Annotated in this window: 33 protein-coding genes and 1 pseudogene; 31 read left to right on the top strand and 3 right to left on the bottom strand. The window is 58.6% G+C overall.

Going from position 1 to position 25,638, the window contains the following annotated elements; all coding sequences use genetic code 11:
* Positions 1–52: 52 nt before the first annotated feature.
* Together D109_RS0112935 and D109_RS0112930 are read right to left on the bottom strand one after the other, a co-directional pair.
* Positions 53–1,105 (bottom strand): phage portal protein, encoded by a 1,053-nt coding sequence (locus D109_RS0112935; protein WP_017477265.1) that lies wholly within the window; start codon positions 1,103–1,105, stop codon positions 53–55.
* Positions 1,105–2,862 carry a terminase ATPase subunit family protein gene (locus D109_RS0112930; RefSeq protein WP_017477264.1) on the bottom strand — a complete coding sequence of 586 codons (1,758 nt, stop codon included), beginning with the start codon at positions 2,860–2,862 and terminating at the stop codon, positions 1,105–1,107. The genes D109_RS0112935 and D109_RS0112930 overlap by 1 nt, the downstream gene beginning before the upstream one ends.
* Positions 2,863–3,013: 151 nt before the next feature.
* Here D109_RS0112930 and D109_RS0112925 point away from each other — a divergent pair, with 151 nt between their 5' ends.
* The 27 genes and pseudogenes from D109_RS0112925 to D109_RS0112800 all read left to right on the top strand — a co-directional run bounded on the left by D109_RS0112925 (position 3,014) and on the right by D109_RS0112800 (position 23,070).
* Positions 3,014–3,892 (top strand): GPO family capsid scaffolding protein, encoded by an 879-nt coding sequence (locus D109_RS0112925; protein WP_017477263.1) that lies wholly within the window; start codon positions 3,014–3,016, stop codon positions 3,890–3,892.
* A 45-nt stretch (positions 3,893–3,937) separates the two neighbouring features.
* Positions 3,938–4,945 carry a phage major capsid protein, P2 family gene (locus D109_RS0112920; RefSeq protein ID WP_017477262.1) on the top strand — a complete coding sequence of 336 codons (1,008 nt, stop codon included), beginning with the start codon at positions 3,938–3,940 and terminating at the stop codon, positions 4,943–4,945.
* An 11-nt stretch (positions 4,946–4,956) separates the two neighbouring features.
* Positions 4,957–5,673, top strand: a complete 717-nt coding sequence (gpM, locus tag D109_RS0112915; protein ID WP_017477261.1) for a phage terminase small subunit — start codon at positions 4,957–4,959, stop codon at positions 5,671–5,673.
* Positions 5,674–5,777: 104 nt separating this feature from the next.
* Positions 5,778–6,239 carry a head completion/stabilization protein gene (locus tag D109_RS0112910; protein WP_017477260.1) on the top strand — a complete coding sequence of 154 codons (462 nt, stop codon included), beginning with the start codon at positions 5,778–5,780 and terminating at the stop codon, positions 6,237–6,239.
* A complete protein-coding gene (locus D109_RS0112905) occupies positions 6,239–6,451 on the top strand; it encodes a tail protein X (RefSeq protein WP_017477259.1) in 213 nt (70 codons plus the stop codon). Before D109_RS0112910 ends, D109_RS0112905 begins: the two co-directional genes overlap by 1 nt.
* A gap of 45 nt (positions 6,452–6,496) precedes the next feature.
* Positions 6,497–6,820 (top strand): phage holin, lambda family, encoded by a 324-nt coding sequence (locus D109_RS0112900; RefSeq protein WP_017477258.1) that lies wholly within the window; start codon positions 6,497–6,499, stop codon positions 6,818–6,820.
* Entirely contained in the window at positions 6,817–7,659 is an 843-nt protein-coding gene (locus D109_RS0112895; protein ID WP_017477257.1) for an N-acetylmuramidase family protein, read from the top strand. Before D109_RS0112900 ends, D109_RS0112895 begins: the two co-directional genes overlap by 4 nt.
* On the top strand, positions 7,656–7,859 hold the full coding sequence (locus tag D109_RS0112890) for a hypothetical protein (RefSeq protein WP_017477256.1): 204 nt from the start codon (positions 7,656–7,658) through the stop codon (positions 7,857–7,859). Before D109_RS0112895 ends, D109_RS0112890 begins: the two co-directional genes overlap by 4 nt.
* Positions 7,856–8,299: an Rz-like lysis system protein LysB gene (gene lysB / locus D109_RS1000000134945; protein ID WP_017477255.1), complete on the top strand. Its 444-nt coding sequence runs from the start codon at positions 7,856–7,858 to the stop codon at positions 8,297–8,299. The genes D109_RS0112890 and lysB overlap by 4 nt, the downstream gene beginning before the upstream one ends.
* Positions 8,214–8,399 (top strand): annotated as a pseudogene (gene lysC / locus D109_RS1000000134740) (Rz1-like lysis system protein LysC); the annotation flags it as partial. The gene lysB and the pseudogene lysC, both read left to right, overlap by 86 nt.
* The gene (locus D109_RS0112880) at positions 8,396–8,878 is read left to right on the top strand and encodes a phage tail protein (RefSeq protein ID WP_017477254.1); all 483 of its coding nucleotides are present in this window, start codon (positions 8,396–8,398) and stop codon (positions 8,876–8,878) included. The pseudogene lysC and the gene D109_RS0112880, both read left to right, overlap by 4 nt.
* Positions 8,868–9,344: a phage virion morphogenesis protein gene (locus D109_RS0112875; RefSeq protein WP_017477253.1), complete on the top strand. Its 477-nt coding sequence runs from the start codon at positions 8,868–8,870 to the stop codon at positions 9,342–9,344. The genes D109_RS0112880 and D109_RS0112875 overlap by 11 nt, the downstream gene beginning before the upstream one ends.
* A 51-nt stretch (positions 9,345–9,395) precedes the next feature.
* Positions 9,396–10,286: a hypothetical protein gene (locus D109_RS0112870; RefSeq protein WP_017477252.1), complete on the top strand. Its 891-nt coding sequence runs from the start codon at positions 9,396–9,398 to the stop codon at positions 10,284–10,286.
* A 97-nt stretch (positions 10,287–10,383) separates the two neighbouring features.
* On the top strand, positions 10,384–10,956 hold the full coding sequence (locus D109_RS0112865) for a phage baseplate assembly protein V (RefSeq protein WP_026077928.1): 573 nt from the start codon (positions 10,384–10,386) through the stop codon (positions 10,954–10,956).
* On the top strand, positions 10,953–11,297 hold the full coding sequence (locus D109_RS0112860) for a GPW/gp25 family protein (RefSeq protein ID WP_017477250.1): 345 nt from the start codon (positions 10,953–10,955) through the stop codon (positions 11,295–11,297). Before D109_RS0112865 ends, D109_RS0112860 begins: the two co-directional genes overlap by 4 nt.
* Positions 11,294–12,205, top strand: a complete 912-nt coding sequence (locus D109_RS0112855) for a baseplate J/gp47 family protein (RefSeq protein WP_017477249.1) — start codon at positions 11,294–11,296, stop codon at positions 12,203–12,205. The genes D109_RS0112860 and D109_RS0112855 overlap by 4 nt, the downstream gene beginning before the upstream one ends.
* Positions 12,205–12,822 (top strand): phage tail protein I, encoded by a 618-nt coding sequence (locus D109_RS0112850; protein WP_017477248.1) that lies wholly within the window; start codon positions 12,205–12,207, stop codon positions 12,820–12,822. Before D109_RS0112855 ends, D109_RS0112850 begins: the two co-directional genes overlap by 1 nt.
* Complete coding sequence (locus D109_RS1000000134940) at positions 12,819–14,768, top strand: phage tail protein (protein ID WP_017477247.1); 1,950 nt, start codon at positions 12,819–12,821, stop codon at positions 14,766–14,768. The genes D109_RS0112850 and D109_RS1000000134940 overlap by 4 nt, the downstream gene beginning before the upstream one ends.
* Positions 14,769–14,780: 12 nt before the next feature.
* Positions 14,781–15,215, top strand: coding sequence for a phage tail assembly chaperone (locus tag D109_RS1000000134055; RefSeq protein ID WP_017477246.1), 435 nt, complete (start codon positions 14,781–14,783; stop codon positions 15,213–15,215).
* 120 nt (positions 15,216–15,335) lie between these two features.
* Positions 15,336–16,511, top strand: a complete 1,176-nt coding sequence (locus D109_RS0112835; protein ID WP_017477245.1) for a phage tail sheath protein — start codon at positions 15,336–15,338, stop codon at positions 16,509–16,511.
* Between the two features lie 57 nt (positions 16,512–16,568).
* A complete protein-coding gene (locus tag D109_RS0112830) occupies positions 16,569–17,084 on the top strand; it encodes a phage major tail tube protein (protein ID WP_017477244.1) in 516 nt (171 codons plus the stop codon).
* A 46-nt stretch (positions 17,085–17,130) separates the two neighbouring features.
* Complete coding sequence (locus D109_RS0112825; protein WP_017477243.1) at positions 17,131–17,466, top strand: phage tail assembly protein; 336 nt, start codon at positions 17,131–17,133, stop codon at positions 17,464–17,466.
* A gap of 8 nt (positions 17,467–17,474) precedes the next feature.
* On the top strand, positions 17,475–17,594 hold the full coding sequence (locus D109_RS1000000132830) for a GpE family phage tail protein (RefSeq protein WP_017477242.1): 120 nt from the start codon (positions 17,475–17,477) through the stop codon (positions 17,592–17,594).
* Positions 17,584–20,205, top strand: a complete 2,622-nt coding sequence (locus tag D109_RS0112815) for a phage tail tape measure protein (RefSeq protein WP_017477241.1) — start codon at positions 17,584–17,586, stop codon at positions 20,203–20,205. The genes D109_RS1000000132830 and D109_RS0112815 overlap by 11 nt, the downstream gene beginning before the upstream one ends.
* Before the next feature lie 5 nt (positions 20,206–20,210).
* Positions 20,211–20,651: a phage tail protein gene (locus D109_RS0112810; RefSeq protein WP_017477240.1), complete on the top strand. Its 441-nt coding sequence runs from the start codon at positions 20,211–20,213 to the stop codon at positions 20,649–20,651.
* Positions 20,648–21,919: a phage late control D family protein gene (locus D109_RS0112805; RefSeq protein ID WP_017477239.1), complete on the top strand. Its 1,272-nt coding sequence runs from the start codon at positions 20,648–20,650 to the stop codon at positions 21,917–21,919. Before D109_RS0112810 ends, D109_RS0112805 begins: the two co-directional genes overlap by 4 nt.
* A 128-nt stretch (positions 21,920–22,047) precedes the next feature.
* Positions 22,048–23,070 (top strand): DUF6161 domain-containing protein, encoded by a 1,023-nt coding sequence (locus tag D109_RS0112800; protein ID WP_256219494.1) that lies wholly within the window; start codon positions 22,048–22,050, stop codon positions 23,068–23,070.
* A 727-nt stretch (positions 23,071–23,797) separates the two neighbouring features.
* Here the strand turns inward: D109_RS0112800 and D109_RS0112785 are convergent.
* Positions 23,798–24,208, bottom strand: a complete 411-nt coding sequence (locus tag D109_RS0112785; RefSeq protein ID WP_371103570.1) for an XRE family transcriptional regulator — start codon at positions 24,206–24,208, stop codon at positions 23,798–23,800.
* A gap of 21 nt (positions 24,209–24,229) precedes the next feature.
* Here D109_RS0112785 and D109_RS0112780 point away from each other — a divergent pair, with 21 nt between their 5' ends.
* The 4 genes from D109_RS0112780 to D109_RS0112765 are packed head-to-tail and all read left to right on the top strand — an operon-like array spanning position 24,230 to position 25,588.
* Positions 24,230–24,430 carry a DNA-binding protein gene (locus tag D109_RS0112780; RefSeq protein ID WP_017477234.1) on the top strand — a complete coding sequence of 67 codons (201 nt, stop codon included), beginning with the start codon at positions 24,230–24,232 and terminating at the stop codon, positions 24,428–24,430.
* Positions 24,431–24,459: 29 nt separating this feature from the next.
* A complete protein-coding gene (locus tag D109_RS0112775) occupies positions 24,460–24,933 on the top strand; it encodes a YmfL family putative regulatory protein (RefSeq protein ID WP_017477233.1) in 474 nt (157 codons plus the stop codon).
* Positions 24,930–25,217 carry an ogr/Delta-like zinc finger family protein gene (locus tag D109_RS0112770; RefSeq protein ID WP_026077925.1) on the top strand — a complete coding sequence of 96 codons (288 nt, stop codon included), beginning with the start codon at positions 24,930–24,932 and terminating at the stop codon, positions 25,215–25,217. The genes D109_RS0112775 and D109_RS0112770 overlap by 4 nt, the downstream gene beginning before the upstream one ends.
* Positions 25,217–25,588, top strand: a complete 372-nt coding sequence (locus tag D109_RS0112765; protein WP_017477231.1) for a hypothetical protein — start codon at positions 25,217–25,219, stop codon at positions 25,586–25,588. Before D109_RS0112770 ends, D109_RS0112765 begins: the two co-directional genes overlap by 1 nt.
* Positions 25,589–25,638: the final 50 nt, after the last annotated feature.

The raw sequence follows: 25,638 nt of genomic DNA, 5'->3' as shown, positions 1-25,638 counted from the left end.
TCGAGCGGGTGTTAGCGCACCAGCTCGTCGCCTCGTTTACTGCGCGGGGGTACTACTTCCCCCCCGTTGGAAGCTCAAACTCCTTGAAGCTGACAACCTCTTCACCCAGCCACTCGTTTACCTGGGCCAGCCTTGCCTGCAGCGGCTCCAGCTCGTTAACGGCCCAAACCTCAGCAGCCTCCCGCAACGATCCAAAACCGCCCGCGTTCTGCGGCACGATGCCCATCAACTGCGGTGGAATGCGCAACGCCGCGAGCAAGTCGTCGCGGCTGATGTTCTTGATCGAGCTGAATTCGTCCTTGGCAGCGACCTCACTCACCGGGATGAGCTGAATGCCGTCCTTCTTCCCGGCCGGCGCGTACACGAACAGGTTGCGAAAGTTGCCTGGCCCTTTCGAGTTCTTCAGCGCGGTGCGCAGTGAGTCGATGTCCTCCTCCTTCTGCGCCGCGTCGGTCATGTACAGGATGAAACCGGCGTGGCTGCCGTTGTTGTAGTACTTGCGTCGGAACAGCGTGGCGCTCTCGTTGAGCAGCGCACTTTGCAGCGCTGCCAGCCACTCCGGCAGGCCGTAGATCTCTTGGTTGATATCAGCCTCACGCAGGTGGCAGATCGAGCCGGGGGCAAACTCGTGCTCATCCTTCCAGCCACGCACCTGGTAATAGGTTTCCATGTCCACACCCCGGCGCATGTACTTCGCCAGTGGGGGCAACAGGCCCATGGTGTTGCGGAGCATGTTGTTGCGCTTTTCCAGGTAGCAGTTGCCACACCAGAGCCAGTCCAGGGCGAACTGCTCAAAGGCCTGGCGGCTTAGCAGCCGGTGAGGAACGAACGTTCGGGCGAGCATGTTGCGCTTGAAGTTCAGCCCCGACTGTAGGTACACGCTGGCACGGGTCGTTTTCGCCAGGCCGTCCATGGACATCGGTGTTTCAAACCAACGCCCATTGGCCCAGCACTCCAGGTAGTCGAGGATCTCCCGGCTATCCAGCACGGGAGCGGGATCACCGAAAGTGAACGCTTCAACCGGCCCGGACTCAGGCGGCAGCAAGTCCCCTTCAACGGGTGGCTGAGCGGTGGCCAGCTGGGTTCCGCGCTTACGTCTGCTCATCAGTAGGACTCCATAAATCCGGTATTCGCCGTGGTCTGCCCTTCAAGGGGTTCGTTGTGCAGTGCGTGGAACAGCGCCCACGCCAGGTCGGCATGGCCCGTCTCGTCTGTGCGACCGGCCGTGTAAGTGAACATGCGCCCGGAGGCGGTGATTGTTTTGCGGATAGCCATCAATGACTGCGCCATATCCGTCCAGCCTGCATCGAACTCCAGCCGGCCGTTTTTGATGACGTCGTATGCCTTCAGCACCAAGCGGGTTTTGACTTCGGGCGAGTAGCTGAACGTGGTGATGTTCGGGAAGAACTGCTTCACCAGCTGCGCCACGCCGGAACCCATGCCGGTGATATCGATCCCGATGTAGGTCACCCAGTAGCGTCGGGTGACCTGGCGAATCGCTTCGGCCTGGGCGGCAAAGTCCATGCCGCGGAACTGGTGTTTCTCCAGCAACCTGAACTTGCCGCCAGGCACCATGGGCGGGCCGATCACCACCAACCCTGCGCTATCACCATTCTCTGCAGGGTCGTAACCAACCCAGACCTGCCTATCCCCGAACGGCCGCGCGGCAAATGGCTTGTAGTCCTCGGCCCAAAGGTCCCAACTGTCCACCATGCACGGCTGCAACATCGCAAGCGGGAAAATGCTCGCCCCGTCGTCGATGAACTGGCACATCAGCAGGTTCTGGAATGCCTCGGCGTCGTACTCCTGGCGCAGCTCGTCGAGGTCGAACAGGTCGCAGCCACGGTCTTCCGCGTCGAGGATGGTGACGATCTGCCGCCAGACCCGGTCTTCACAAAGCCGCCCCTGTTGCAGAGCGTCGTGGGACACGTCGATTTTTACCCTTTGCGCCGCCGGCTTGCCCTTGTTGAACCGCTCGCCCGTCCAGAACGTGTAGGCCTCGTGCGCCATGCTGGAAGGCGTCGAAAAATAGGTCCGGCGGTACTGCTTCTGCATCGCCATGCCGCTGGCGACCTTGTTCAGTTCCTTGAACTTGAACGTCCAGAAGAATTCGTCGAAGTAGAAATTGCCATGGTAGCCCTGCGCGGTCCGGGCGTTGGTGCCTAGGAAGTGCAGCTCCGCACCATTCCCCAGAATGATCGGATCGCCCGTCAGCTCTACACCCACCACCTCGCGGGTAAAGGCCTGGATGTAGGCCTTGAAGATATGCGCCTGGTTTTTCGAGGCCGACAGGAAGATCTGGTTTCGACCAGTCGTCAGCGCATCGATCAGCGCTTCGCGGGCGAAGTAGTATGTCGCGCCGATCTGCCGTGACTTGAGGATCGCCCGGGTCCGCTGGTTACCCGCCTTGTACCAATCCAGCTGATAACCAAAACAGCCATCAATGAACGCCTCAGTCAGCTTTTCGATATGTTCTTCGTCGAACTCGTTGCGCTTCGGCGCCTTCTTCGGCCCCTCGTTGCGCTTGGCCAGATTAGGATTCAGCTCGGTTTCAGTACCGCCGTCGCTGAAGCGCTGAATGCGGGCCTGCCGCTCCAGCTGCCGGTGCAGCAGGTCAATTTCCTTGTAGTCCGATCCTGATTTGGGGTCCTTGAGGATCAACTGCACCAGGCGGGCCTCGGTCGCCGCCTGGATACGCTCCAGAGGTGTCGCCCGGTCCCATTCGTCGCGGGCCTTCCAGCTGTGCAGGGTCTTTTCCTTCTCCCCTATCAGCTCGGCGATCTCGCAAACGCGATAGCCCTGCCAATACAGGTGCTTGGCATGGCGGCGGTGATCAGTAGGCAATTCGACGATGGCATTCATGGCGCAGATGCTGCCGCCCGCGCGCGTACAGTTCTCGCTCCGGTCCTTGTAGTCCCTCGATCTACAACAGCGCCTCGTTGCTCGTCGCGCTCGCGCTCAACAACATGCGCTCATCGCCAAGGCACACAGCCACCGCTCTGAGGATTCACGCATGGCCGGCAAAACCGACAACCCAGGCAAAAAACAGCTTTCCAAGTTCTTCCGCGTCGCCGTCGAAGGCGCCACCACTGACGGTCGCCAGATCGAACGGCAATGGCTGGTCGATGCCGCCGAGACCTACAGCCAGAACACCTACGGTGCGCGGGTGTGGATCGAGCATATGCGCAGCCTGCTGCCCGATAGCCCATTCCGTGCTTACGGCGATGTGGTCGCACTGAAGACCGAAGAAGTCGATATTGCCGGCGCCAAAAAGCTCGCCCTGTTTGCACGGATTGAACCGACCGCCGACCTGATCACGATGAACAAGGCCCGGCAAAAAATGTACACCAGCATCGAGATTCGTCCGAAGTTCGCCGACACTGGGCGGGCCTATCTGGACGGCATCGCGGTCACCGACACCCCGGCGAGCCTGGGCACCGAGATGCTGACGTTCAGCGCTCAACACCCGGATATGAACCCACTGGCAGCCCGTAAGCGCGATCCTGGCAACCTGTTTTCCGAGGCTGTCGAGATCGAACTTGAATTCGAAGAAGTTGAGGACGAAAGCGGAAAAGTCACGGGCCTGTTCACCCGCGTTCTCGAACTTCTCGGCAAGAGCAAGGACAAGGAAGGCAAGGACGCCGCTCTATTCACTGAACTCGGCGAGGCCGTCGAGGCCATGGCCGAGCATGTCGCCAGCCAGGGCGAAACCTTCGCCGCCGAAAAGTCCGCCCGCGAAAAGTTGCAGATCTCCCACGACAAGCTGTCCGCCGACTTCACGGCACTGGTTACCCAGCTCGAAAAAACCCCGGACACCACCGGCCAAAAACCGCAGTACTCCGTTCGCCCGCCGGCTACGGGCGGTGACGGCGCGCTCGTCACCGACTGCTGATCCACCACACGGACAACACCCCGCCAAGGAACATCGGAGAACACCATGCGTAACGATACCCGCGTCCTGTACAACGCCTACCTGCAACAACTCGCGCAACTGCACGGCGTGAGCGACGTCACCACCAAATTTACCGCCGCACCGAGCGTGGCCCAGACCCTGGAAACCCGAATCCAGGAGTCCAGCGCCTTCCTCAGCGCCATCAATGTGTTTGGCGTGTCCGAGCAGTCCGGTGAAAAAATCGGCATCGGTATCGACGGCACCATCGCCAGCACCACCGACACCACCCTGAAGGATCGTGAGCCGCGCGACCCGAGCGGACTGGACAACCGTGGGTACGTCTGCACCCAGACCAACTTCGACACCGGCATCCGTTACCAGAAGCTGGATCAGTGGGCCAAGTTCAAGGACTTCCAGGCACGCATTCGCGACGCCATCATCAAGGCTCAGGCCCTCAACCGGATCATGATCGGTTGGAACGGCACCAGTCGTGCCGCGACCTCCAACCCGACGCTCAACCAACTCTTGCAGGACGTCAACATCGGCTGGCTGGAGAAAATGCGTCAGGAGAACGCGGCTCGCGTACTGCACGAAGTAGTCGACGGCAGCGGAAAGATCCAGATCGGCGACGGCAAAGACTTCGAAAACATCGACGCCCTGGTCGTGAGCATGGTCAACGAGTTCATCGAGCCCTGGTATCAGGAAGACACCGACCTGGTGGTGATCTGCGGTCGCCAGTTGTTGGCCGACAAGTACTTCCCGATCATCAACAAAACCCAGGCACCGACCGAAATGCTCGCGGCGGATATCGTCACCAGCCAGAAGCGTATCGGCAATCTGCCGGCCGTTCGTGTACCGCATTTCCCGGCCAACGGCCTGCTGGTGACCCGCCTGGATAACCTGTCGCTGTACTGGCAGGAAGGCACCCGCCGCCGCACCGTCGTCGACAACGCCAAACGCGACCGCATCGAAAACTTCGAATCAGTCAACGAAAGCTATGTGATTGAAGACCTGGGCTGCGCTGCCATGGCCGAAAACATCACCCTGAGCTGAGGCCGGCGATCATGACCAACCCTTGCCGCCGTCACTTCCAACGCATCACAGCAGCCGTTGCAGCGGCTGCAGTGGCAGGCCCAGCCATGACTATGGAAGGCGCATCCGTTTATGAGCTGCACCTCGCGAAGCTCCAGCAGGACTATCTGCGCCTGAAACAGGTGCAGTCGACCGAAGGCAAGGCGGAACTGAAACGGCAATTGCTGCCGGAGTATGTCCCCTATGTGGAAGGTGTTCTCGCCGAAGGCAAAGGCGCCCAGGACCAGGTGCTGACCACATTGATGGTCTGGCGCATGGACGCCGCGGACTTTGCTGGCGCCCTGGACATTGCGGAATACGTGATCCACCACGCGCTGCTGATGCCTGACCGCTTCGAACGCACCACCGGCACCATCGTCGCAGAAGAAATCGCCGAAGTGGCACTGAAAGCGCAGAAGGCCGGTGGAACCTTTGATCTGGGCCTGCTGCTACGCACTGAGCAGATCGCAGGTGACGAGGACATGCCTGACCAGGCCAAGGCCAAGCTGCACCTGGCACTGGGTAAGGCATATGCCGAGAAAATTTCCGACGAGGATCCAGCAGAAAACCGCCTGATCGCCCTCGGCACTCTGGAGTCCGCCAAAACTCACTTAGCCCGCGCCATCGAGCTGAACACCAGCTGCGGCGGCAAGAAGGATCTGGAGCGCGTTGAGCGCCTCCTCAAGAAATTCGCTGCTCCCAGCAGCTAACCGAGCGTCCCCACGCACCCCGCCGGCTCGGGGCGGATCGGCCAGGCCGCTCCTCCTGAACGTGAAGCCCCGACCACCGGCGACCCATTTTTGAGTGCTGTTCCATGAGCGCATTTGTAGCCAGCGGCCCAGTCACCGGCGGTCACATCAACACCGACCCGTTCTGGCCCTCAATCGACCTTGAGCAGCTCCGCGCCACTCTACGCATCGACAACAGCGTCACCCCCGCTCGCCTGGAAACGGCCGTCATCGCTGCAGCGATCAATCTCAATCGCGAGCTGAAGTTGTGGAAGGCCCAACAACTGGCTGCCGGTTACACCACGCTGGCCGACGTCCCTGACGACAAGATCAACGATGTATCGGTCCAGGCCCACCTGTACCGGCGTGCGATCGAGGCCGGTACCGGCGCAGAAGTTTGCGAGCGGTACCGCGACTACAGCGCGACCAACACCGGCAACGATAAAGCCGAAGAAAAAGCCTCGACCATCGACGACTACCGCCGCGATCTGCGTTGGGCAGTCCGTGACTTTCTCGGCATCAGCCGCACCACCGTGGAGCTGATCTGATGCCTGTCGCCGTCCGCGCCAATCAGAACGACACCGTCGACGCCCTCTGCTGGCGCCACTACGGCCGCACTGCAGGCGTCACAGAGGCAGTACTTGAAGCGAACCCAGGCCTGGCCGACCACGGCCCAATCCTGCCGCAAGGCCTTGTCGTCAACATGCCCGAAGTCCAAACCAGCGCGCCCCAGCGGCAGATGGTGAACCTATGGGACTGACACCGCAGCACCAAGCCCTTGAACCCACCAACCCTGGACAACGGAATGAAGCGCATGCCTGACCGTCCCGACACCTGGGCCTGGCTCGCCGCCTGGCTCGAACAGAACTGGCCGACTCTTTACGCCGGAGTCCTCGCCCTGATCATCGCCGCCCTGCGGATCATGTACGGCGGCGGCACCCTGCGCCGCATGGTGGTCGAGGCTCCGCTGTGCGGATCTTTGGCACTGGCCGCCAGCCACGGCTTGGCGCTGCTGGGCATCCCGACCTCCACCGCGCCATTTTTCGGCGGGGTAATCGGCCTGCTCGGCGTTGAAGGCACCCGCGCTGCGGCCAAGAGGTTTTTCAACCGAAAGGTAGAGCAACTATGACCACCCTTCGCCACGGTAACCGCTCGCAAGCGGTGCTGATGCTACAAAAGAACCTGAACAAGCACGGTGCCAACCTGGTGCCGGATGGTGACTACGGCGACGCCACCGAGGCCGCCGTCCGCGCTTACCAGGTCAAAGTCGGTCTGGTCGCAGATGGTGTAGCCGGTAACAAGACGCAAACCAGCCTTGCCGGCGGCGACTGCGCCCAGCTGCTGTGCAACAATGACCTGGTGACCGCTGCCGAACGGCTCGGAGTGCCGCTGGCGAGCATCTACGCGGTCAATGAAGTGGAATCCAAGGGCAAGGGCTTCCTCGACAACGGCAAGCCGGTAATTCTGTTCGAACGCCACATCATGTACCGCCAGCTCGCCAAGGCTCGAAACGCAAGTGATGACCCGGCCGAACTCAAGCGGCACGCCGACCAGCTCGCCACGGCCAACCCCGCCCTGGTCAACCCGAAGCCCGGCGGATACATCGGTGGTACCGCCGAGCACCAGCGCCTAGCCATGGCCCGACTGATCGACGACACCGCCGCCCTAGAGTCGGCTTCCTGGGGCGCCTTCCAGATCATGGGGTTCCACTGGAAGCGTCTCGGCTATGCCAGTGTGCAGGACTTTGTGGCGGCAATGAGTGCCGGCGAATCACAGCAGTTCGACGCTTTCACCCGCTTCATCGAGACCGACCCGACGCTACACAAGGCCCTGAAAGCGCGCAAATGGGCCGAGTTCGCCAAGCTCTACAACGGACCAGACTATCTGCGAAATCTCTATGACACCAAGCTCCAGCGTGCCTACGAGCGGCACGCCGGCTGTGGGTGCGGACAAGGGGTGGCGGCATGATCGACTTCGACGCGGTAGAAAAACTACGGGTGCAGGACGGTGACGTGCTGGTGGTGCCTGCGTCGTCCGAACATGAGGACATGCAGCTCCTGGCCGAGTCCATTCAGATAATGAACGGTGCCAGAGCGGTGATCGTGCGCGGCCCCATCAAGCAGCTCAACATCGACGCGATGAACAAACTCGGCTGGTACCGCGCGTGAGCACCCTGCGCCAGGCCCTATACGGCTTCGCCCTGCTCGGTGCACTGGCGCTGCTGATCTGGGGTCAGCAACAGCGCATTAATGTCGCTGAAGGCAAAGCCGAGCTGGCGAGAGATGCGGCCAAGACCGCACGCGCAGACGCCGACCGCAACCTGGCGACCGCCAATACTCTCACCGCCACTTTGAAACAGGAGCGCGACACCCAGAGCACCCTGCGCATCCAACAGGATCAACTGCGCCAAGGCCTGGCAAAACGCGAGCGAACCATAGAGGACCTGAAACGTGAAAACTCCGAACTACGCGACTGGGCTGCTCAGCCTTTGCCTGACGCTGCTCGCCGGTTGCGCGAGCGCCCCGCCCTCACCGGCGCCGCAGCTTACCGTGACTGGCTGTCCGGCCGTGGTGCCGTGCCAACTACCGGCGACCAGCCCGCGCAATAACGGTGACCAGTTGACCGATGAGGACCGCGCAGAAGCTGCATGGGCCGATTGCGCCGCCCAGGTAGACATGGTCTACAAGCACCAGCAGGCCCATCCATGAATAAGCCCGAAAGCCTTCGCGCCCATCTGCTGGCCACCGTTGCGGAGTTAAAGCACAACCCCGACCGCCTGCTGATCTTCATCGACAACGGCAGGGTTCGTTGCACCGCTGCTCGTACCCTGTCATTTGAATACAGCTTTGACCTGCAGATCATACTTACCGAGTTCGCCGGCCACCCCGACAGCGTGATCCTACCGATCCTGGGCTGGCTCAGCGTCAACCAGTCCGAGCTGCTGGAAAACCTCGACAAGGTCAAAGACGGCATCCAGTTCGAGGCCGACATCCTCGACAAGGACAAAGTGGACCTCAGCATTACCCTGCTGCTGACAGAGCGGGTGGTCGTGGGCAGCGACGACCAAGGCCACACCACAGTCAAACACCCGAATGAACCGCAGCGAGTGGCTGGCTATCTCGATCCGAACTGGAAGCCTGGGGCACAGGGCAACGCCAGTGAATGGATAGTGCCTGATGGCCAGTAACCTGGAAGCACTGGAGACCTGGGCGGCGGTGCTGCTGGCACGGCTGGAGCCTGGGGAGCGAAGCAAACTTGCACGGAGCATCGGGCAAGAGCTTCGCCGCAGCCAGCAGAAGCGAGTGATGGCGCAAGAAAACCCAGACGGGAGCAAGTATTCCCCTCGCAAACACCGAGACCTGAGAGGGAAACAGGGAAGGGTTCGTCGGAAGTTGGCGATGTTTCAGAAACTGAGAAACACGAAATACCTGAAGGCCCGTGGTGATAGCAATACTGTGACGGTGGGCTTCACCGGACGTGTCGCCCGGATCGCCAGGGTTCACCAATATGGTTTGAAAGACCGTGCAGAACGTGGCGCCCCCGAAGTGCGCTATGCGCAGCGTGAAACGCTAGGGTTCACCGAATTTGACCTCGATCTTATACGAGACCGTTTACTAGGCCATCTGACAACGGAGAATCCGTGGCAACCATAGACTCGGCTCCTATACAATCCCAAAAATGGAATTACCCACTAGGAGCTGCACATGGAGTCAGTGATCAAACTAATTTCAGCCTTAGCCCAAATTCTTTGGCCTATTCTTGGATTCACAACTCTTTTTCTTTTCAGAAAAGAGATCGCCGAGATACTGCGAAGGATAAAAAAAGGCAAAATGCTCGGTCAAGAGATAGAACTCTCGGACTCCATTGAAACTTTAAGAGTTTCTGTTGAAACCGTAAAAGAAACGACGCCAAAACTTGCTACTACTGATACCCCACCGATTAACAACGTTCTCAACAACGTTGAACATGACGAGATCAAGGAGGTACTAGATGAAGCATCTAGATCACCTAGAGTTGCGCTCATAACTTTAGGTGGATATATCGAAATCGCAGCACGACGAGCATTAGCCAGCATAGGGACTGCGATGAAACCTCTCCGAAAAATCTCGGCGGTTGAGGCAGTAGATAGACTCAATCATCAGTATGGCGGACTGCCTGGCGATGTTGTAAATGCTATGAGAATTTTCATGGATGTGAGAAATAAAATTGTTCATACCAGAGAGGCAACCGACGAAGACATTATTAGCGCACTCGACTCGGGAATTACCTTATTACGCACCCTTAAAGCGCTGCCCTATGAAACACTCACTGTACTTCATCATGGAATTCCTCTTTACGCTGATGAACAATGCAACTGCCAAGTAATCGGCACCGGGGTAATCATTGAATTTATGGGGCCAGGCAAAATAAGAAAACGCCAACATATCCTTCCAACGATGTGTGAAGACTACGAAAAAGGCCAGAACTTAACGTTGGAGTGGGATTTGACAAACATCTGGGGAGAAACATGGTACGTCGACCCAGAAAGCGGGCATCAAACTAAAGCATGGATCAGCTCAGGGGAGTTTAAAGGACGTCCACTCGATTCAATGTAATCTAAACGCCCTATCCACTGAATCCGCCCCCTGTAAAAAGCCCGCCTACAATCCGAGTGTGCTGCACTCCCACGCGCGTGGCGCCACCATCGGCGCCATGAACGATCTCGCCGCCCTCGCCCGCATGCTCGAAAACCTCATCCGCTTCGGCGTAATCGCCGCCGTGCAGATGGTGCCCCCACGCGTGCAGGTTAAAACCGGAACATTGATCACCGCCTGGCTGCCGTGGGTCACCCTGCGCGCCGGCGCTGATCAGGAATGGGACCCGCCCACAGTCGACGAACAAGTGGTCCTGTTCAGTCCATCCGGCCAGCTCGCCAACGGCTTCGTCATCGCCGGGATTCCCAGCGACAACATCCCGGCCAATGGCGACCGTGCCGGCCTGCACCGCCGCACCTACGCCGACGGTGCGGTGATTGAATACGACAGTATCACCCACCACCTGAATGCCACATTGCCCGACAGCGGCACCACCAGCCTGGTCAGCAAGGGCGGGATCAACATCATCGGCCCCATCAATCACCAGGGCAACTACAACCAAACCGGCAACCAGAATGTGGTCGGCCGTGTGGACGTCTCCGAAGACGTGGTCGCCGCTGGCATCAGCTTGGTGAACCACCCCCACGGCGGTGTGATGCCAGGCAGCGGCAAGACGGGGAAACCAGAATGAACCGACAAACCGGCGCTGCCATTGATGAGCTGGACCACATAGCCCAGTGCATGACCGACATTCTCACCACCCGCATCGGCACCCGCGTGATGCGCCGCGAATACGGCAGCCTGCTACCCGAGCTGGTGGACCATCCATTCAACGACGTCACCCGCTTGCGGGTGTACTCGGGCGCAGTCATGGCGTTGATGCGCTGGGAACCACGGATCAGCCTCAGCCGCATTCAGTTCGTCGGCGCCAATCTGCAAGGCCAGTCCGTGCTGGACGTGGAAGGCAGTGTCGTCGACAGCAACGAGTCGTTCAGCCTGAGCATCCCGCTGCAACTGGGAGGCAGTGTATGAACTCCTTTGCCGCGATTGATCTCAGCCAGCTCCCGGCGCCGCAGATCGTCGAGCAGATCGACTACGAACTGATCCTGGCGGAACGCAAGGCCTACATGATCAGCCTGTGGCCGATTGAGGAACAGGCCGAGATTGCCGCACGCCTCGAAATGGAATCGGAGCCACTGACCAAGCTGCTGCAAGAAAATGTCTACCGCGAAACCATCTGGCGCCAGAGGGTCAACGAGGCGTCGATTGCCAACCTGCTGGCCCTGGCGAAAGACGCCGATCTGGACCAACTGGCGGGCAACTTCAACGTCAAGCGTCTGGTTGTCCAGGAAGCCAATCCGCAGGCGAACCCGCCCTTAGCGCGGTTGATGGAGAGTGACGACAGTCTGCGTGAGCGGGCACAAATGTCCTGGGAAGGGCTGAGCACCGCCGGGCCACGCAACAGTTACATCTTCCATGCCCGAGGCGCGGACGGCCGGGTTGCAGACGCCACAGCTGAAAGCCCGTCCCCTGCCGTGGCGGTGATCACCGTGCTATCGCTCTTGGGTGATGGCACGGCGCCGGCCGACCTGCTCGCCATCGTCAAGACGCACCTGAGCGACGATGACCGCCGCCCAGTGGCTGACCGCATCACCGTTCAGGGCGCGCAGATCATCCGCTACCAGGTCAAAGCCAAGCTGTACCTGTTAACCAGTGGTCCCGAGTCTGAGCCGATTCTGGCGGCAGCTGAGCAGCGCTTGCTGACCTATGTCAGCCAACGTCGGCGCCTGGGAATGGAAGTGTCGGAGTCGGCTGTTCACGCCGCGTTGCATGTCGAAGGCGTGCGCAAGGTTGAACTGGAAAACTGGGTCGACATCGTCGCGACCAAAGCCCAGGCGCCCTACTGCACTGGCGTCACCGTCACCCGGGGTGCCGAATAATGGGCGCTCAGCACCTGCTACCCGGAAACTCCACACCGCTTGAGCGCCAAGCTGCGCAGGCACTCGCGCAAATTCAGCGGGTACCCATCCCACTGCGACAGCTGTGCAACCCGAACACCTGCCCGGTGCCGTTGCTGCCTTACCTGGCCTGGGCCTTTTCCGTCGACCGCTGGGACAGCAATTGGACCGAGGCCACCAAACGCGCGGCCATTCGTTCATCCCGCTACATCCACGCTCACAAGGGGACCATCGGCGCTCTGCGCCGGGTGGTTGAGCCGCTGGGTTACCTGATCGAGGTGGTGGAGTGGTGGCAGACCTTGCCAGAGGGCGTACCCGGCACCTTTGCCTTGAAGGTCGGCGTGCTGGACACCGGTATCACCGAAGAAATGTACCTGGAGCTGACCTGGCTGATCGATGACGCGCGGCCGGTCAGCCGTCACCTGATCGGCTTAGCAATCAGTTTAGAAACCACCGGCCGCGTCTATGTCGGCGCTTGTGTCACCGACGGCGATGAAATTGACGTGTACCCGCCAACGCAACGCGACATCGAGGTTAGCGGCTACGTCCGCCTGGGTGGTCGTGAACACAATATCGACACCATGGACATTTACCCATGACAGACCAAAACAGCCAGTTTTTCGCCATTCTTACTGCCGTTGGTAAAGCCAAACAGGCCAATGCCAGCGCCTTGGGTATTCCTTGGACCTTCGCGCAGATGGGCGTCGGCGATGCTAACGGCGCCGATCCAATCCCTAGCGAGCAACAAACAAAACTGATCCACGAGAACCGCCGGGCTCCGCTGAATCAGGTGAAGGTGGACCCCGCAAACGCCAACATCATCATCGCCGAGCAGGTTATTCCTGAAAATGTCGGAGGCTGGTGGATTCGAGAAATCGGGCTCTACGATGCTGCGGGTGATCTGGTCGCTGTGGCGAACTGTGCGCCGAGCTTCAAACCCCTACTGACTCAGGGCTCCGGACGGACCCAGGTCATCCGTATGAACCTGATCGTAAGCAACACCGCCAACATCGAGTTGAAAATTGACCCGAGCGTCGTGTTGGCTACTCGCGCCTATGTCGACTCCACTATCACCACGATATTCCCCCCCAATAAAGCCCCTGGCACATACACCAAGGTACAGATAAACAGCCGGGGCATAGTTGTTGCGGGTTCAAACCCGACAACGTTGGCCGGGTACAGCATCACAGACGCACTGAGTAATACCGGCGGCGATGTCACCGGGACGATCAATATGATTAATTCGCGCAGCATCACAACCGTCGCGACGGACTCGGACAGCTGGGCGGGAGGTCTGCATGCGGTATCCCGGGAATCGAGAGCGATCCTGTCGGGCTTCGGCGCCTGGGGCACAAGGGATGCTGTACATACGGTCTACATGGGGCTCAGCAGCGCGCCTTGGGAATATGGCTACGGTATTAGGATAAAAGCGGAAGGCGTGTACATCTCGGGACCGATTACTGGTAACGGCGCAGGGTTGAGCGGCATTCCCTGGAATGGCCTCACCGACACCCCGACAACGCTTGCTGCGGCCGGGATCACAGACGCACTGTCGATTGATGGAGGTACCCTTAAAGGCAATGTCCAACTGACGGAGAACAGCAGATTCTACATTTCCCCGGGAAATTCGCCCTCATGGGGATTGGGAATGTTCGCCGGGGCTCCTGGATCGATTAAGGGGGGCGTTGGCTTTTGGGGCGGAGCTGATGGTGTGTTCAAGACTGCATTTCTGGGGCTTGGAACTGATCCATGGTCCAGCGGGCCGGGTATCCGGGTCACATCGGAAGGCACTGTACAAATCACCGGCACTATCTACGGCAACGGCGCAGGCCTGAGCTCCATACCTTTTACCGGATTGACAGGCCTGCCGACGACATTATCTGGCTACGGCATCATCGCTGCGAGCCAAACGGAAGCCGAGCAGGGCTCTGACACAACCAAACCAATGACGGCGCTGCGGGTCTGGCAGGCAATCGCTGCCAAAGTTGTGCAGGCGACAACAAGCATTGCAGGTATCGCTCGTTTCGCTTCGCAGACGGCAGTCAAAAACGGTACTGACCCATCGACGATAGTCAGCCCTTTGACTCTTGCCACACGCTTGGATGAGTTGTGGCAAGCCGCCAAAGAAGGCGTACTGGGCGTTGTACAACTTGCCACGCAACCGGAGGTCAATGCCGGGACCGACGACACAAAAGCCGTGACGCCCAAAAAGCTGCGCGCTGGTGTTTCATGGGTGCTTGGCGCCAATGGCTACATCGCAATGCCAACCTGGCTGGGCGGCTGGATTCTGCAATGGGGGCTAGCGGCCGGGGTTGGGCAGGCGACTAACAGCGGTACCTCCCAAGGCCCAGGCCGTGACGTGTCTCTTTCCGTGACGTTCCCGACCGAAATCATGTGGGTGGGCGCCTGCATGGCCTTTACGACGATGATCACCGGGGCAGCTTTTGCGCCTGGAGCAGGGTACGTATCCAGGTCTGTGATCCGCGTTCAGAACAACTACACCCAGTCAACAGGCGACATCGCTTGGTGGGCGCTTGGCCGATAAAGAGGTACACCTATGGCAATGTTTTACAGCCCTTCAGAGCGCGGTTTTTTCGACACTGCGCTCAATAGTAAAAAGCAGATTCCCGCCGATGCGATTGCGGTCAACGAGTCGCAGCGCCGGGAGCTTGTGGCAGGGATATCGCGCGGTCTGCTCGCGCAAGTGTCCGAGGATGGTTCGCTGGAGCTGGTCGAACCGACGGTTGATCCCGCTGCCGTGGCCCTGGCTGAACGCGCTTGGCGTGATGCAGTACTGACGTCGGCGGCCTGGCTGCGTGAGCGGCACCGCGACCAGCTTGAAATTGGCGCGCCGACAACGCTCACCGCCGAGCAATTCGAAGGGCTGTTGATATTCATGCAAGCTCTGCGCGACTGGCCGCAATCGCCGGAATTCCCGGATAGCACACATCGCCCTATCGCGCCCACCTGGATTGAGGAGCAGGCTCAGTAAGAACCGTTGAACGGTGGCGCGCCTTGTAGCGTGTCCACCTACAACGCCCACCACTCGCCGAACTGCCGCGCGCGCGGCAGCCTGTGCACTGTCATTCCATCACAGCGCAGGCAACCACCCATGGCCGGTTCAGACTATCTCCACGGCGTGCGGGTCATCGAACTCAACGATGGCACCCGCCCCATTCGCACCATTGCTACCGCAGTCATCGGCCTGGTTTGTACGGCTGAGGATGCGGACCCGCTTATGTTCCCACTGGACACGCCCGTCCTGCTTACTAGCGTGCAAGCCGCCATCGGCAAAGCTGGCGTCAAAGGCACCCTGGCATCCAGCCTGAAAGCCATCGGCGACCAGACCAAGCCCTACACCATCGTGGTGCGGGTCAAGGAAGGCGCCGACGAAGCGACCACTACCAGTGCCTTGATCGGCACCACTACCCCTGACGGTAAGTACACCGGCATGAAGGCTCTGCTCGCCGCCAAGGCCCGAGTGGGCATGACGCCGCGCCTTCTCGGGGTGCCAGGCCTCGACAGTTTGCCGGTGGCCACCGCCCTGGTGTCTGTCGCCCAAGACCTGCGCGCCTTTACGTACGTCAGTGCCTGGGGCTGCAAAACTAAGGAAGAGGTGGTCGCTTACCGCGCGAACTTCGGCGCCCGCGAAGTCATGGTGATCTGGCCGGAGTTCCAAAGTTGGGACACCGTCACCAACAAAACGGTTACAGCTTCGGCAGTGGCCCGTGCCCTGGGCCTGCGGGCGAAAATCGATCAGGAAACCGGCTGGCACAAGACCCTTTCCAACGTCGCCGTCAACGGTGTTACCGGCATCAGCGCCGACGTGTTCTGGGATCTGCAAAACCCCGCTACCGATGCCAACTACCTCAACAGCAACGAGGTCACCACCCTGATCAACGAGGGCGGCTTCCGCTTCTGGGGTAGCCGTACGTGCAGCGACGACCCACTGTTCGCCTTTGAAAACTACACCCGTACCGCGCAGATCCTAGCCGACACCATGGCCGAGGCGCACATGTGGGCCGTGGACAAGCCCATGCACGCTTCCCTGGTCAGAGACATCATCAACGGGATCAACGCCAAGTTCCGCGAGTTAGTTTCCCAGGGCTACCTGATCGGCGGCAGCGCCTGGTACCCGGAAGATGTCAACGACAAGGACACCCTCAAGGCCGGCAAGCTGACGATCGATTACGACTACACGCCAGTTCCGCCTTTGGAAGACCTCACCCTACGCCAGCGCATCACCGACAGCTACCTGATGCAGTTCGCTGCTGCCGTCAACGCTTAAACCTGGCCTCCCCGCAAGGGGAGTTAACCCCGTGCCATAACCCCGGAGAACACCGCCATGGCCCTGCCCCACAAACTCAAAAACATGAACCTGTTTAACGACGGTGGCAGCTATACCGGCAAAGCCAAGACCGTCACCCTCCCCGCGCTGGGCCGCAAGATGGAAGCCTATCGCGGCGGTGGCATGAACGGCCCGGTGAAATCCGACCTTGGCTTCTCCGACGACGGCATCCAGCTGGAATGGAAGCTCGGCGGCCTCGATCTGATCGTTCTTAAGCAGTTCGCTGCGGTGAACGCTTCGGGCATTGCTTTGCGCTTCTCAGGTGCATTTGAGCAGGACGACACCGGAGAAGTCAGCGCTGTGGAGATCTCCGTGCGCGGTCGTCACGAGACTATCGAAATGGGCGATGCCCAGCCAGGTGAAGACACCGAGCACTCCATCACCACCACATGCACCTACTACAAGCTGACTGTCGACAACGAAGACATCATCGAAATCGACCTGCTCAACTTCATCGAGAAGGTCGGCGGTGTGGACATGCTGGAAAAACAGCGCAAGGCCATCGGCCTCTGACCCCTTCAATCGCTAACCGCATACCTTCATCACCAGGAGCTTTCCCATGGAAACTTTAAATACAGAACAAACCGACGTGCACGAACTGGCCGACGACAATACCGTCATCCTCGACACTCCGATCCGCCGTGGCACCAGCACCATCGAGAGCATCACCCTGCGCAAACCCAACTCGGGCGAGCTGCGCGGCGTGAGCCTGGCCGAGCTGCTGCAGATGGACGTCAACAGCTTGATCAAGGTGTTACCGCGCATCAGCTCGCCAACCCTCACCACCGTTGAAGTCACGTCCATGGACCCCGCCGACCTGGTCGCGCTCAGCACGAAGATCACCGGTTTTTTGCTACAGAAATCGACGAAGACGGATGCATCCCTCGTTGCGTAGAGGAGGCCATGGCCGATCTGGCCGTGGTTTTTCACTGGGCACCGGCTGACATGGATCAGTTGGGCCTGCAAGAACTGATGGACTGGCGCGAGCGCGCCAGGGTGCGGAGTTCCACCGATGGCAAATGATCTGCGGCTACAGGTGGTGCTGGATGCCATCGACAAAGCCACCCGCCCGTTGAAGCAAATCAACAACGGCAGCCTTGAGACCGCCCGCGCGCTTAAGGCTGCACGCGACCGCCTGAAAGAACTCAACACTCAGCAGAAAGACGTCAGCGCCTGGCGCGCTCAGCGTGCCGCCGCCGATCAGACCGGCACCGCGCTCACCGCCGCACGCGATAAAGTCAAAGCCCTCAGCCAGCAGTTTGCCGCGACCGGCGCGCCGACCAGGGCAATGACGCGCGAGTTTCAGTCAGCGGTACGCGAGGCCACAAAGCTCAAGCAGCAACATCAGCAGCAGAGCGTTCAACTGCAAGGCCTCCGGTCAAAGCTCAATGACGCCGGCATCAGCACTAAAAATCTAGTGGCCCACGAACGCCAGCTGCGCGAGCAGATCACAGCCACCAACGCCAGCATCAGCACGCAAGGCAAGCGCATGGCGGAGCTGAGCGCCCAGCACAAGCGCGCGGCCATGGCCCGGGGCAGCTACGACAAAGGCAAGCAGTTCGCGGGCAACGCGGCCGTGGCCGGGGGCTCCAGCTTGGGCGTTGCGTACGCAGCCAGCCGCCCAATCATCGGCGTGGTAAAGGAATACGTCGACTTCGAAACCGCCATGATGGGCGTAGCCAAGCAGGTCGACGGCGCGCGGGACGACAACGGCAAACTCACAGCCACCTATTACGAGTTTGCGGACGCGATCAAAGCGGCCAGCAACGAAATGCCCATTGCCACCACCGAGTTCGCCGCCCTGGTCGAAGCACAGGCCCGAGCCGGTATTCAGGGCAAAGAAAACCTATTGACCATGGCAAAGGTATCGGCCACCGCCGCAGTGGCGTTCGACCTGCCGGCGGAACAGGTGGGCGAGGACATGGGCCGGATCGCAGGTTTGTACAAGGTGCCCATCAAGAACATCTCCGAGTTGGGTGATGCACTCAACTACCTGGACGACAACACCCGTTCCAAGGGTGGCGACATCATTGAAACGCTGACCCGCATGAGCGACGTAGCCGACAAGCTCGACTACCGCAAGGCGGCAGCGCTGGGCAGTACGTTCCTGTCGCTGGGTTCGGCACCAGAAGTCGCCGCGAGCGCTTCCAGGGCGATGGTCCGTGAGCTTTCCATAGCCACCATGCAGAGTAAGAAGTTCCAGGAAGGCATGGCCATGGTCGGCCTTGACTCAAAGGCTGTGCAGAGCGGAATGAGCAAGGACGCCATGGGCACAATGATGAGTGTCCTTGAGCGGATCAAAAAGCTGTCGCCTGAGCAACAGACAGAAGCGTCAACGCGGATATTCGGCAAAGAATTCGGCAAGGACGCTGGCAAGCTGGTCAACAACCTGGACGAACTGAAACGTCAGCTCGACCTGGTGAATGACGCCGCAGCCAATGGCTCGATGCAGCGGGAAATGGATATCCGTGCTGATGCGATCGAAGGTCGCTGGCAAGTGCTGCAGAACAAGTTATTCAACACCAAAAGCGGCGCGGGCGAAGCCGTACGGTCGACCATGGTAGACGTCATGGACGCCATCGGCGGTGTGCTGGACAAGGTCAATGCCTGGGTCAAAGCCAACCCGACGTTGACGGCGACCTTGCTGAAGATCGTAGCCAGTGTGGCGGTGTTGTCAGCGGTTTTCGGCGGGCTCGCCCTCACACTCGCCGGCATCTTGGGGCCGTTCCTGTTCTTACGCTTCGGCCTGGCCATGTTCGGTGTTCGCCTGCCCGGCATCATCGGTATTTTCAAGGTGTTCGGCACGGTTCTGCGAACGCTGGGCGGGATTTTGATTGGTCCCCTGGTGACCGCACTTCGTACGGTTGGCATAGCGTTGTGGGGGCTTTCCGCTAACCCGATTGTCCTGGTCATCGCTGCTGTTGTCGCTGCACTGGCCGGCGGCGCGTACCTGATCTACAAGAACTGGGACGCGGTAAAAACCTACTTCGCCAACGCCTGGACCGAAATCAAATCGGGGTTTGACGGCGGGATCATCAGCATCATCAATACCCTCACTAACTTCAGCCCCATCGGCCTCATTTACCAGGCGTTCGCTGGAGTATTGAGTTACCTGGGCGTGGATCTACCAAACCGGTTCACCGAATTCGGCAACATGATCGTCAATGGCCTGGTCAACGGGTTGATGGCAGGACTTGGCAGCGTCAAAACGGCCATCAGCTCAATCGGCGACGCCAGCATTGGTTGGTTCAAGGAAAAGCTCGGCATCCACAGCCCGTCGCGGGTGTTCGCAGAGCTGGGGGGGTTCACCATGGCAGGCCTGACACAGGGCCTGGAAGGTGGACAGAAAGGCCCACTGGACGCCCTGACCAGCATGAGCAAGCAGATGACAGCGGCGGGCACCCAGGCACTGAGCACAACCGCCATACCGGCGTTTTCCGTGGACACTGCGCCGCCGATCAACAGCGCGCCCGCAGCAGCCGTCTACGACAGCCACGACACCTACGAATTCACCATCACGGCGGGGCCTGGCACGGACATGCAAAGTTTGGAAAAGAGCGTGCGTGTATTGATGGCCCGCATCGAAAACGAAAAGAAAGCGCGTCAGCGCAGCAAACTTTCTGATCTGGAATAACCACCATGATGATGGCCCTCGGCATGTTCGTTTTCAGCCTCTCAACTGCCGCCTACCAGGAACTGCAACGCCAAACCGATTGGCGGCATGCCACCAACAACCGCGTCGGCGCGCCGCCTGCGCGGCAGTTCGTAGGCCGTGGCGAAGATGCCATCACCCTCCCCGGCATCATCTTCCCCGAGCTGGCCGGTAGCGCCCTAAGCCTCGACGCGATACGCCTGATGGCGAATACCGGCAAGGCCTGGCCCATGGTCGAAGGCACCGGCCGGATATACGGCCTGTGGGTGATAGAGAGCCTGAGCGAGAACAAGACCATTTTTTTCAGCAACGGCACCCCACGGCGCATTGAATTCACCCTGAGCCTCAAGCGCATCGACGACGACCGCATCGACCTACTCGGCGCCGGTACCAGCATTGGCGTCAACATCTTGCGAGGCCTGCTGTGATCGACTCCATCATTTCCAAGGTCACCGGCTACGTGCGCAGTACCGCCGAGCAGTACGTCCGTGACGCGGCCTATCCCGTGCCGGCCTTTCGGCTCACCGTCGACGGCCTGGACATTGCCCAACTGATAAGCCCACGGCTGATGAGCTTGGAGCTGACCGACAATCGCGGCGTTGAGGCCGACCAACTCAGCATCACCCTTAGCGACCATGATGGTCTGCTTTCGATCCCACCCAAGGGTGCGGTGCTGCGTTTGTGGTTGGGCTGGAGCGATACCGGCCTGGTGGATAAGGGCACCTACACCGTCGACGAAACCGAACACAGCGGCGCACCGGATGTACTCAGCATTCGTGCTCGATCGGCAGACCTGCGCAAGGGCTTGAAAACCAAGCGGGAGCGTAGCTGGAGCAACACCACCCTCGGCGACGTCCTGGGCGATATAGCCATCGGCAACGGTCTGACCGCGACCATCGCAGGCGCCCTCGACGGGTTGCCCATACTGCAGCTCGACCAAGCCAACGAGTCCGACGCCAACCTGATCAGCCGCCTGGGTGAGGAATTCGACGCGGTGGCCAGCGTGAAAGCGGGTTGCCTGCTGTGCCTGCCGGCGGGCGGCGGCAAGACCGCCAGCGGCCTGGACCTGCCACACATCACCCTCACCCGCGCCGACGGCGACCAGCACCGCTATCTGCAAGCCGACCGCGACAGCTACGACGGCGTGCGCGCCTATTACTACGACGTCAATAGCGCCAAGAAACAGGAGGCCATTGCCGGCGGCGGCGATAACCTCAAGGACCTGCGCCACACCTACAGCGACCAGCAGTCGGCCCTGCGCGCAGCCCGGGCGGAGTTCCGGCGACTGCAACGTGGCAGCGCCACTCTCAGCTACAACTTGGCCATGGGCCGACCAGATCTGATCCCCGAGCTGACGTACACACTTCAGGGCGTGAAGGCGGAAATCGACGAGATCATTTGGTACGGCGGGAATGTGCAGCACAGCCTGAGTGCTGATGGTGGCTATACCGTCAGCTTGGAGCTGGAGAGCAAGCTGCCCGAGGATAACGTTGAAGAGCTGGCGGAAGACAACAAGGGTGATTACACGGGGATCATCGCGTATTACCGCGATCAGAAAACTGGAAAGGAGAAGACGACTACGGCAGGGGATCAGTCTAAGCCGAGGCGGTTGCGGTGGTTGTATGCCAGTGAGAAGACAGCCAAGCGGGCGGTGGATCGGGAGTTTGCACGAATGAAAGCATCAAAGTATTCGTAAATACAACTGTCATCACGAGACAAATTTGATAGCATTTCAATATCAAACTAGCAAATCAGAGCATAGCGGAAATGCAAACAGAGCCTAAAAACTTCAACAACGACGAGCGCTTTCAGAAGCTCAGAAAAATGTCTGACAAAGTTTTATCCGGATGGCTTGAAGATGAAAATGAATTTTGGACCGAAATCAACGTCACGTTAGACGATATCCCCGAAGATGCGGAGAGCAAAGGTTTAGTTGAACAATATCTTAATATCCTTAACGAAGCACCAATGCTGTTTGGCGGGCTCGACGAATTAGAGAGTTTTCAAGCGATCACCCCGATTCCTTTTCATGATGACGCCCCCCTAAGCTATAGACTTTTAGAACTAACAAAAAAAGGGCAATTCACTTTAGCAATATGCACATTCCAACTATCTCTAAACAACATAAGCAACACTTACACTAAAAGCTACGAAACACATCTAAAAGAAGTTGAGCGATCTTTTTTTGAAAAAATGGATCAAGAAAAAAATAACTTCACTACCGACCTCGAAAATAAAATCTCAAATCTCAATAATTCTATCCAAAGCTCACAAAAATCCACGTTACATCAATTGGAAGAAACACTAGAAGCCTCGAAAGAAGAAATTTTTAATACCGTCTCCGCTACAAATAGCGCTATTTACTCTGCCGAACCCGTCCAATATTGGGTTGAACGAGAAGCCAAACACAAGAAAAAGGCGAATACATATTTCTGGTTTATTACTGCCGCAGCAGTATTATTTACTGCAACATTAGTACTTCTAACTATATCAGTATATAAAAATGGCGAAACTTACGAAATTGGCGGAATACCTATTACACTACCTGCCGAGAAATTCAGCATAGCTCTACTGATCATTGCGACTACTGCATCCATTTGGCTTGTTAGAGTACTAGTAAAACTAATGATGACAAACCTTGCGCTTGAAATTGAGGCTCTGGAGCGTTCGACAATGATAAAAACCTTTATCGCGATGGACAAAACAAAAGCCGAGCATGCCTCAGAGATTAGAATGCTTTTTTACTCGACTTTGTTTAAACCTTCAAACAATAGTCTTACCGATGACTCAACTTCTCCCGAGTACATTAGGATCATAGAGGCAATGCTTCAGAAAAAAAGCACATAAAATAAATGGCTTTTCTACAGCGGACTCCAACCTCCAATCCATGCTACGAGAAACACTCAAGCACAAAAAACCCGGCTAGAAGCCGGGTTCTTTTCAATCATCCGAAACTTGCGAAAGCACCTCCGCACAGCGAAGAACCCGGTCCTGATTGGCGCCTGAGAGACGCCGGAACAACACCAACAGTATCTGCTCCTTTAGATTGAGCACTCCGTCTTCTTGCTCCGATTGCGATCCGCTTTTCCCCTGTTGATCCAACATGTCGCTATTACTCCTGTCGTCCGTAATATGCATGTGCTCATGCATGTAAAGACCTTACGGACAGACTGAAAAATGCAACCTTCGACCAAAGGAATGCACGCGGGTGGCTCTATCCAGCGTAGGAAGGGCAGAGTTTCATGGCGCGCACGATGATCTCGCCGTAATCCATTTTGATGCCAGGCATGCTTGCGTTTGGCTTGGTAATCGATTGCCCATCGAGCCAGCCATTCTTTAATGCTTTGGAGCGTGCGCTCCCATTCAGCGCGTAAAGTTTCCCGTCTTCTGTTCTCACCAAGGCCGAAGGTGGTCCTTCCTAGAAGAACAAATCGACTTTCTCCACAGTGAAGGGGAACTTCTCGCCGTACTCGGCTCGACCGACTGTCTCGGTTTTTTCTCCCCCGCAACCATCCAGAGCCAGCAAGGCAGAGATCATCAGGTAACAACGCATCGTTTCCTCCTTGGAAGTGATTCATTTGTCATCCGGCTTAGAGACCTGCGCCATAGCGAACGCAAGGTGCGCGAGGGTCGCACGGTCAGCATCGGACATTTCCCGCATCTGCCCCAACACAGACAACTCGGTATCACTCATGTTGTTGGCGTCAGCGTCGACCCGCGAACCGGTCAGCACGTAATACACGTCAACTCCAAGCGCTTGGAGGCCAGAGAGATAGCGCACGTCGGGCGAACTGGACTCAAGCTCATAGGCCTTTTGAGTCCCACGGCTCACACCCGCAGAGACGCCAAAGTCGGTCTGGTTTTTGCCCAGCCGCTCGCGTTCTTCCCGTAGGCGTTCACCTACCCCTAAAGAAATGAGCATTTTTTTGATCAAAATAATTTGACTTGAGCAGAAATCTGACCAAGAATCCTTGTCGTCGAACACGATTAAACACGGACGAACACTATGCATGCCCTACAGACCCCCGAGCAAGCCCGCGCGGTTCTTGATCGCGAGGGTAAAAGCATTGCCGAATTTAGCCGCCAACATGGCTTGAACAAAAATCTGGTCAGCGACCTGCTGAACGGCCGTAAGAAAGGCCGTCGCGGCGAAGCACATCGAGCAGCTGTATTGCTCGGGATCAAAGACGGCCAGATCACAAACTAGGGCCTCTGGCTCCAAGGGGAAACCAGAAGATGAAACGCCCAGTTCTAGACAGCAGAAAGAGCGTCGTCATGGCCGTAATCGGTGCCTATCCTGGCGGTCGGTCGTACGCCTCGGCAGACCTCGGTATGCCACTTAAGAAGTTCGACAACCAGGCCTACGAAAATGCAGGCAGTCGCCCGCTGACCGACGAGCACATTCATCGCTTGGAAAAGGTCGCCGGTACCACCTTCCTGCCCGACTACATCGCCTCAATGTATGGCGGCATGTTCGTGCCGCTGAGCCTCCCGGAAACCCTGGACAACGTCGAGCTGTACAGCCGCTCGCTCAAGGCCTCGGCCAAGCGGGGCAAGGTCGACCAAATCATGTCTGCCGCCCTGGATGACGGGATTATCGAAAAGCGCGAAGCGGACGCAATCATCGCCGCCCTGATCACCTACATGTCCGCCCGGTATGCCGAGGTGTTCGCGACCATCCAGCTTTACAGCGAGGGAGCTGTCCAGTGAGTACTTACAAACTGGTATGTCCCCACTGCCACGGCCGAATGCGGATTCGCACGAGCGAAGGCCAGCACATTTTTCTGCGCATTGCTTACATGCAATGCACCAACGAGGCCTGCGGCTTCGTGGCGCGTGCAGAGTTTCAAATGACACATGAAATGAGCCCCAGCGGCATGCCCAATCCGGCTGTACGCCTGCCGGTGGCAGACGTGGTCATTCGACGCCAGGCAATGCGAACCGCTGACGATCAACCCGACCTGCTGGACCAAATGGAAATGGAGCGTGCGTGATGAATACTGCTATCGACACCGATTATCAGGAATACCAGGCGACCATGCAGGCCGCCGCTCTCGCATTCCTGCTACGCCATCAAGGCGAACACCTGGGCAACGACCAGTTGCTGTTTTGCCGCGCGGTACAGCACCTCGTCAGCAGCCTGGAGGTACCGCTGCACATGGCTGAAAAACTGGTCAGCCGTGCATACGGTGAACTCAAATCGAGCAACGATCGCCACCAACTCGACGTCAACGCCAGCTCCGGCGCCGTAGCGGTCATAACCGACCCGGCCAGCGGCCTGACCTGGGCCGTGCCGGTCAGCCTGATCTACCAACGCATCATCAACGCACCGGAAAACCGCCGACTGCGCCTCGTAACACCGTAACCCCCGACTAACCCCGCCCGCCCCCGTTTCCAATGGGTTTGGGTGAGCTT

It is taken from the genome of Pseudomonas sp. PAMC 26793, from assembly GCF_000313235.1.
GTDB classification, from domain to species: Bacteria; Pseudomonadota; Gammaproteobacteria; order Pseudomonadales; family Pseudomonadaceae; genus Aquipseudomonas; species Aquipseudomonas yamanorum.
Note: the sequence above shows the minus strand (reverse complement) of the source record. Positions and strands in the feature narration are given on the sequence as shown.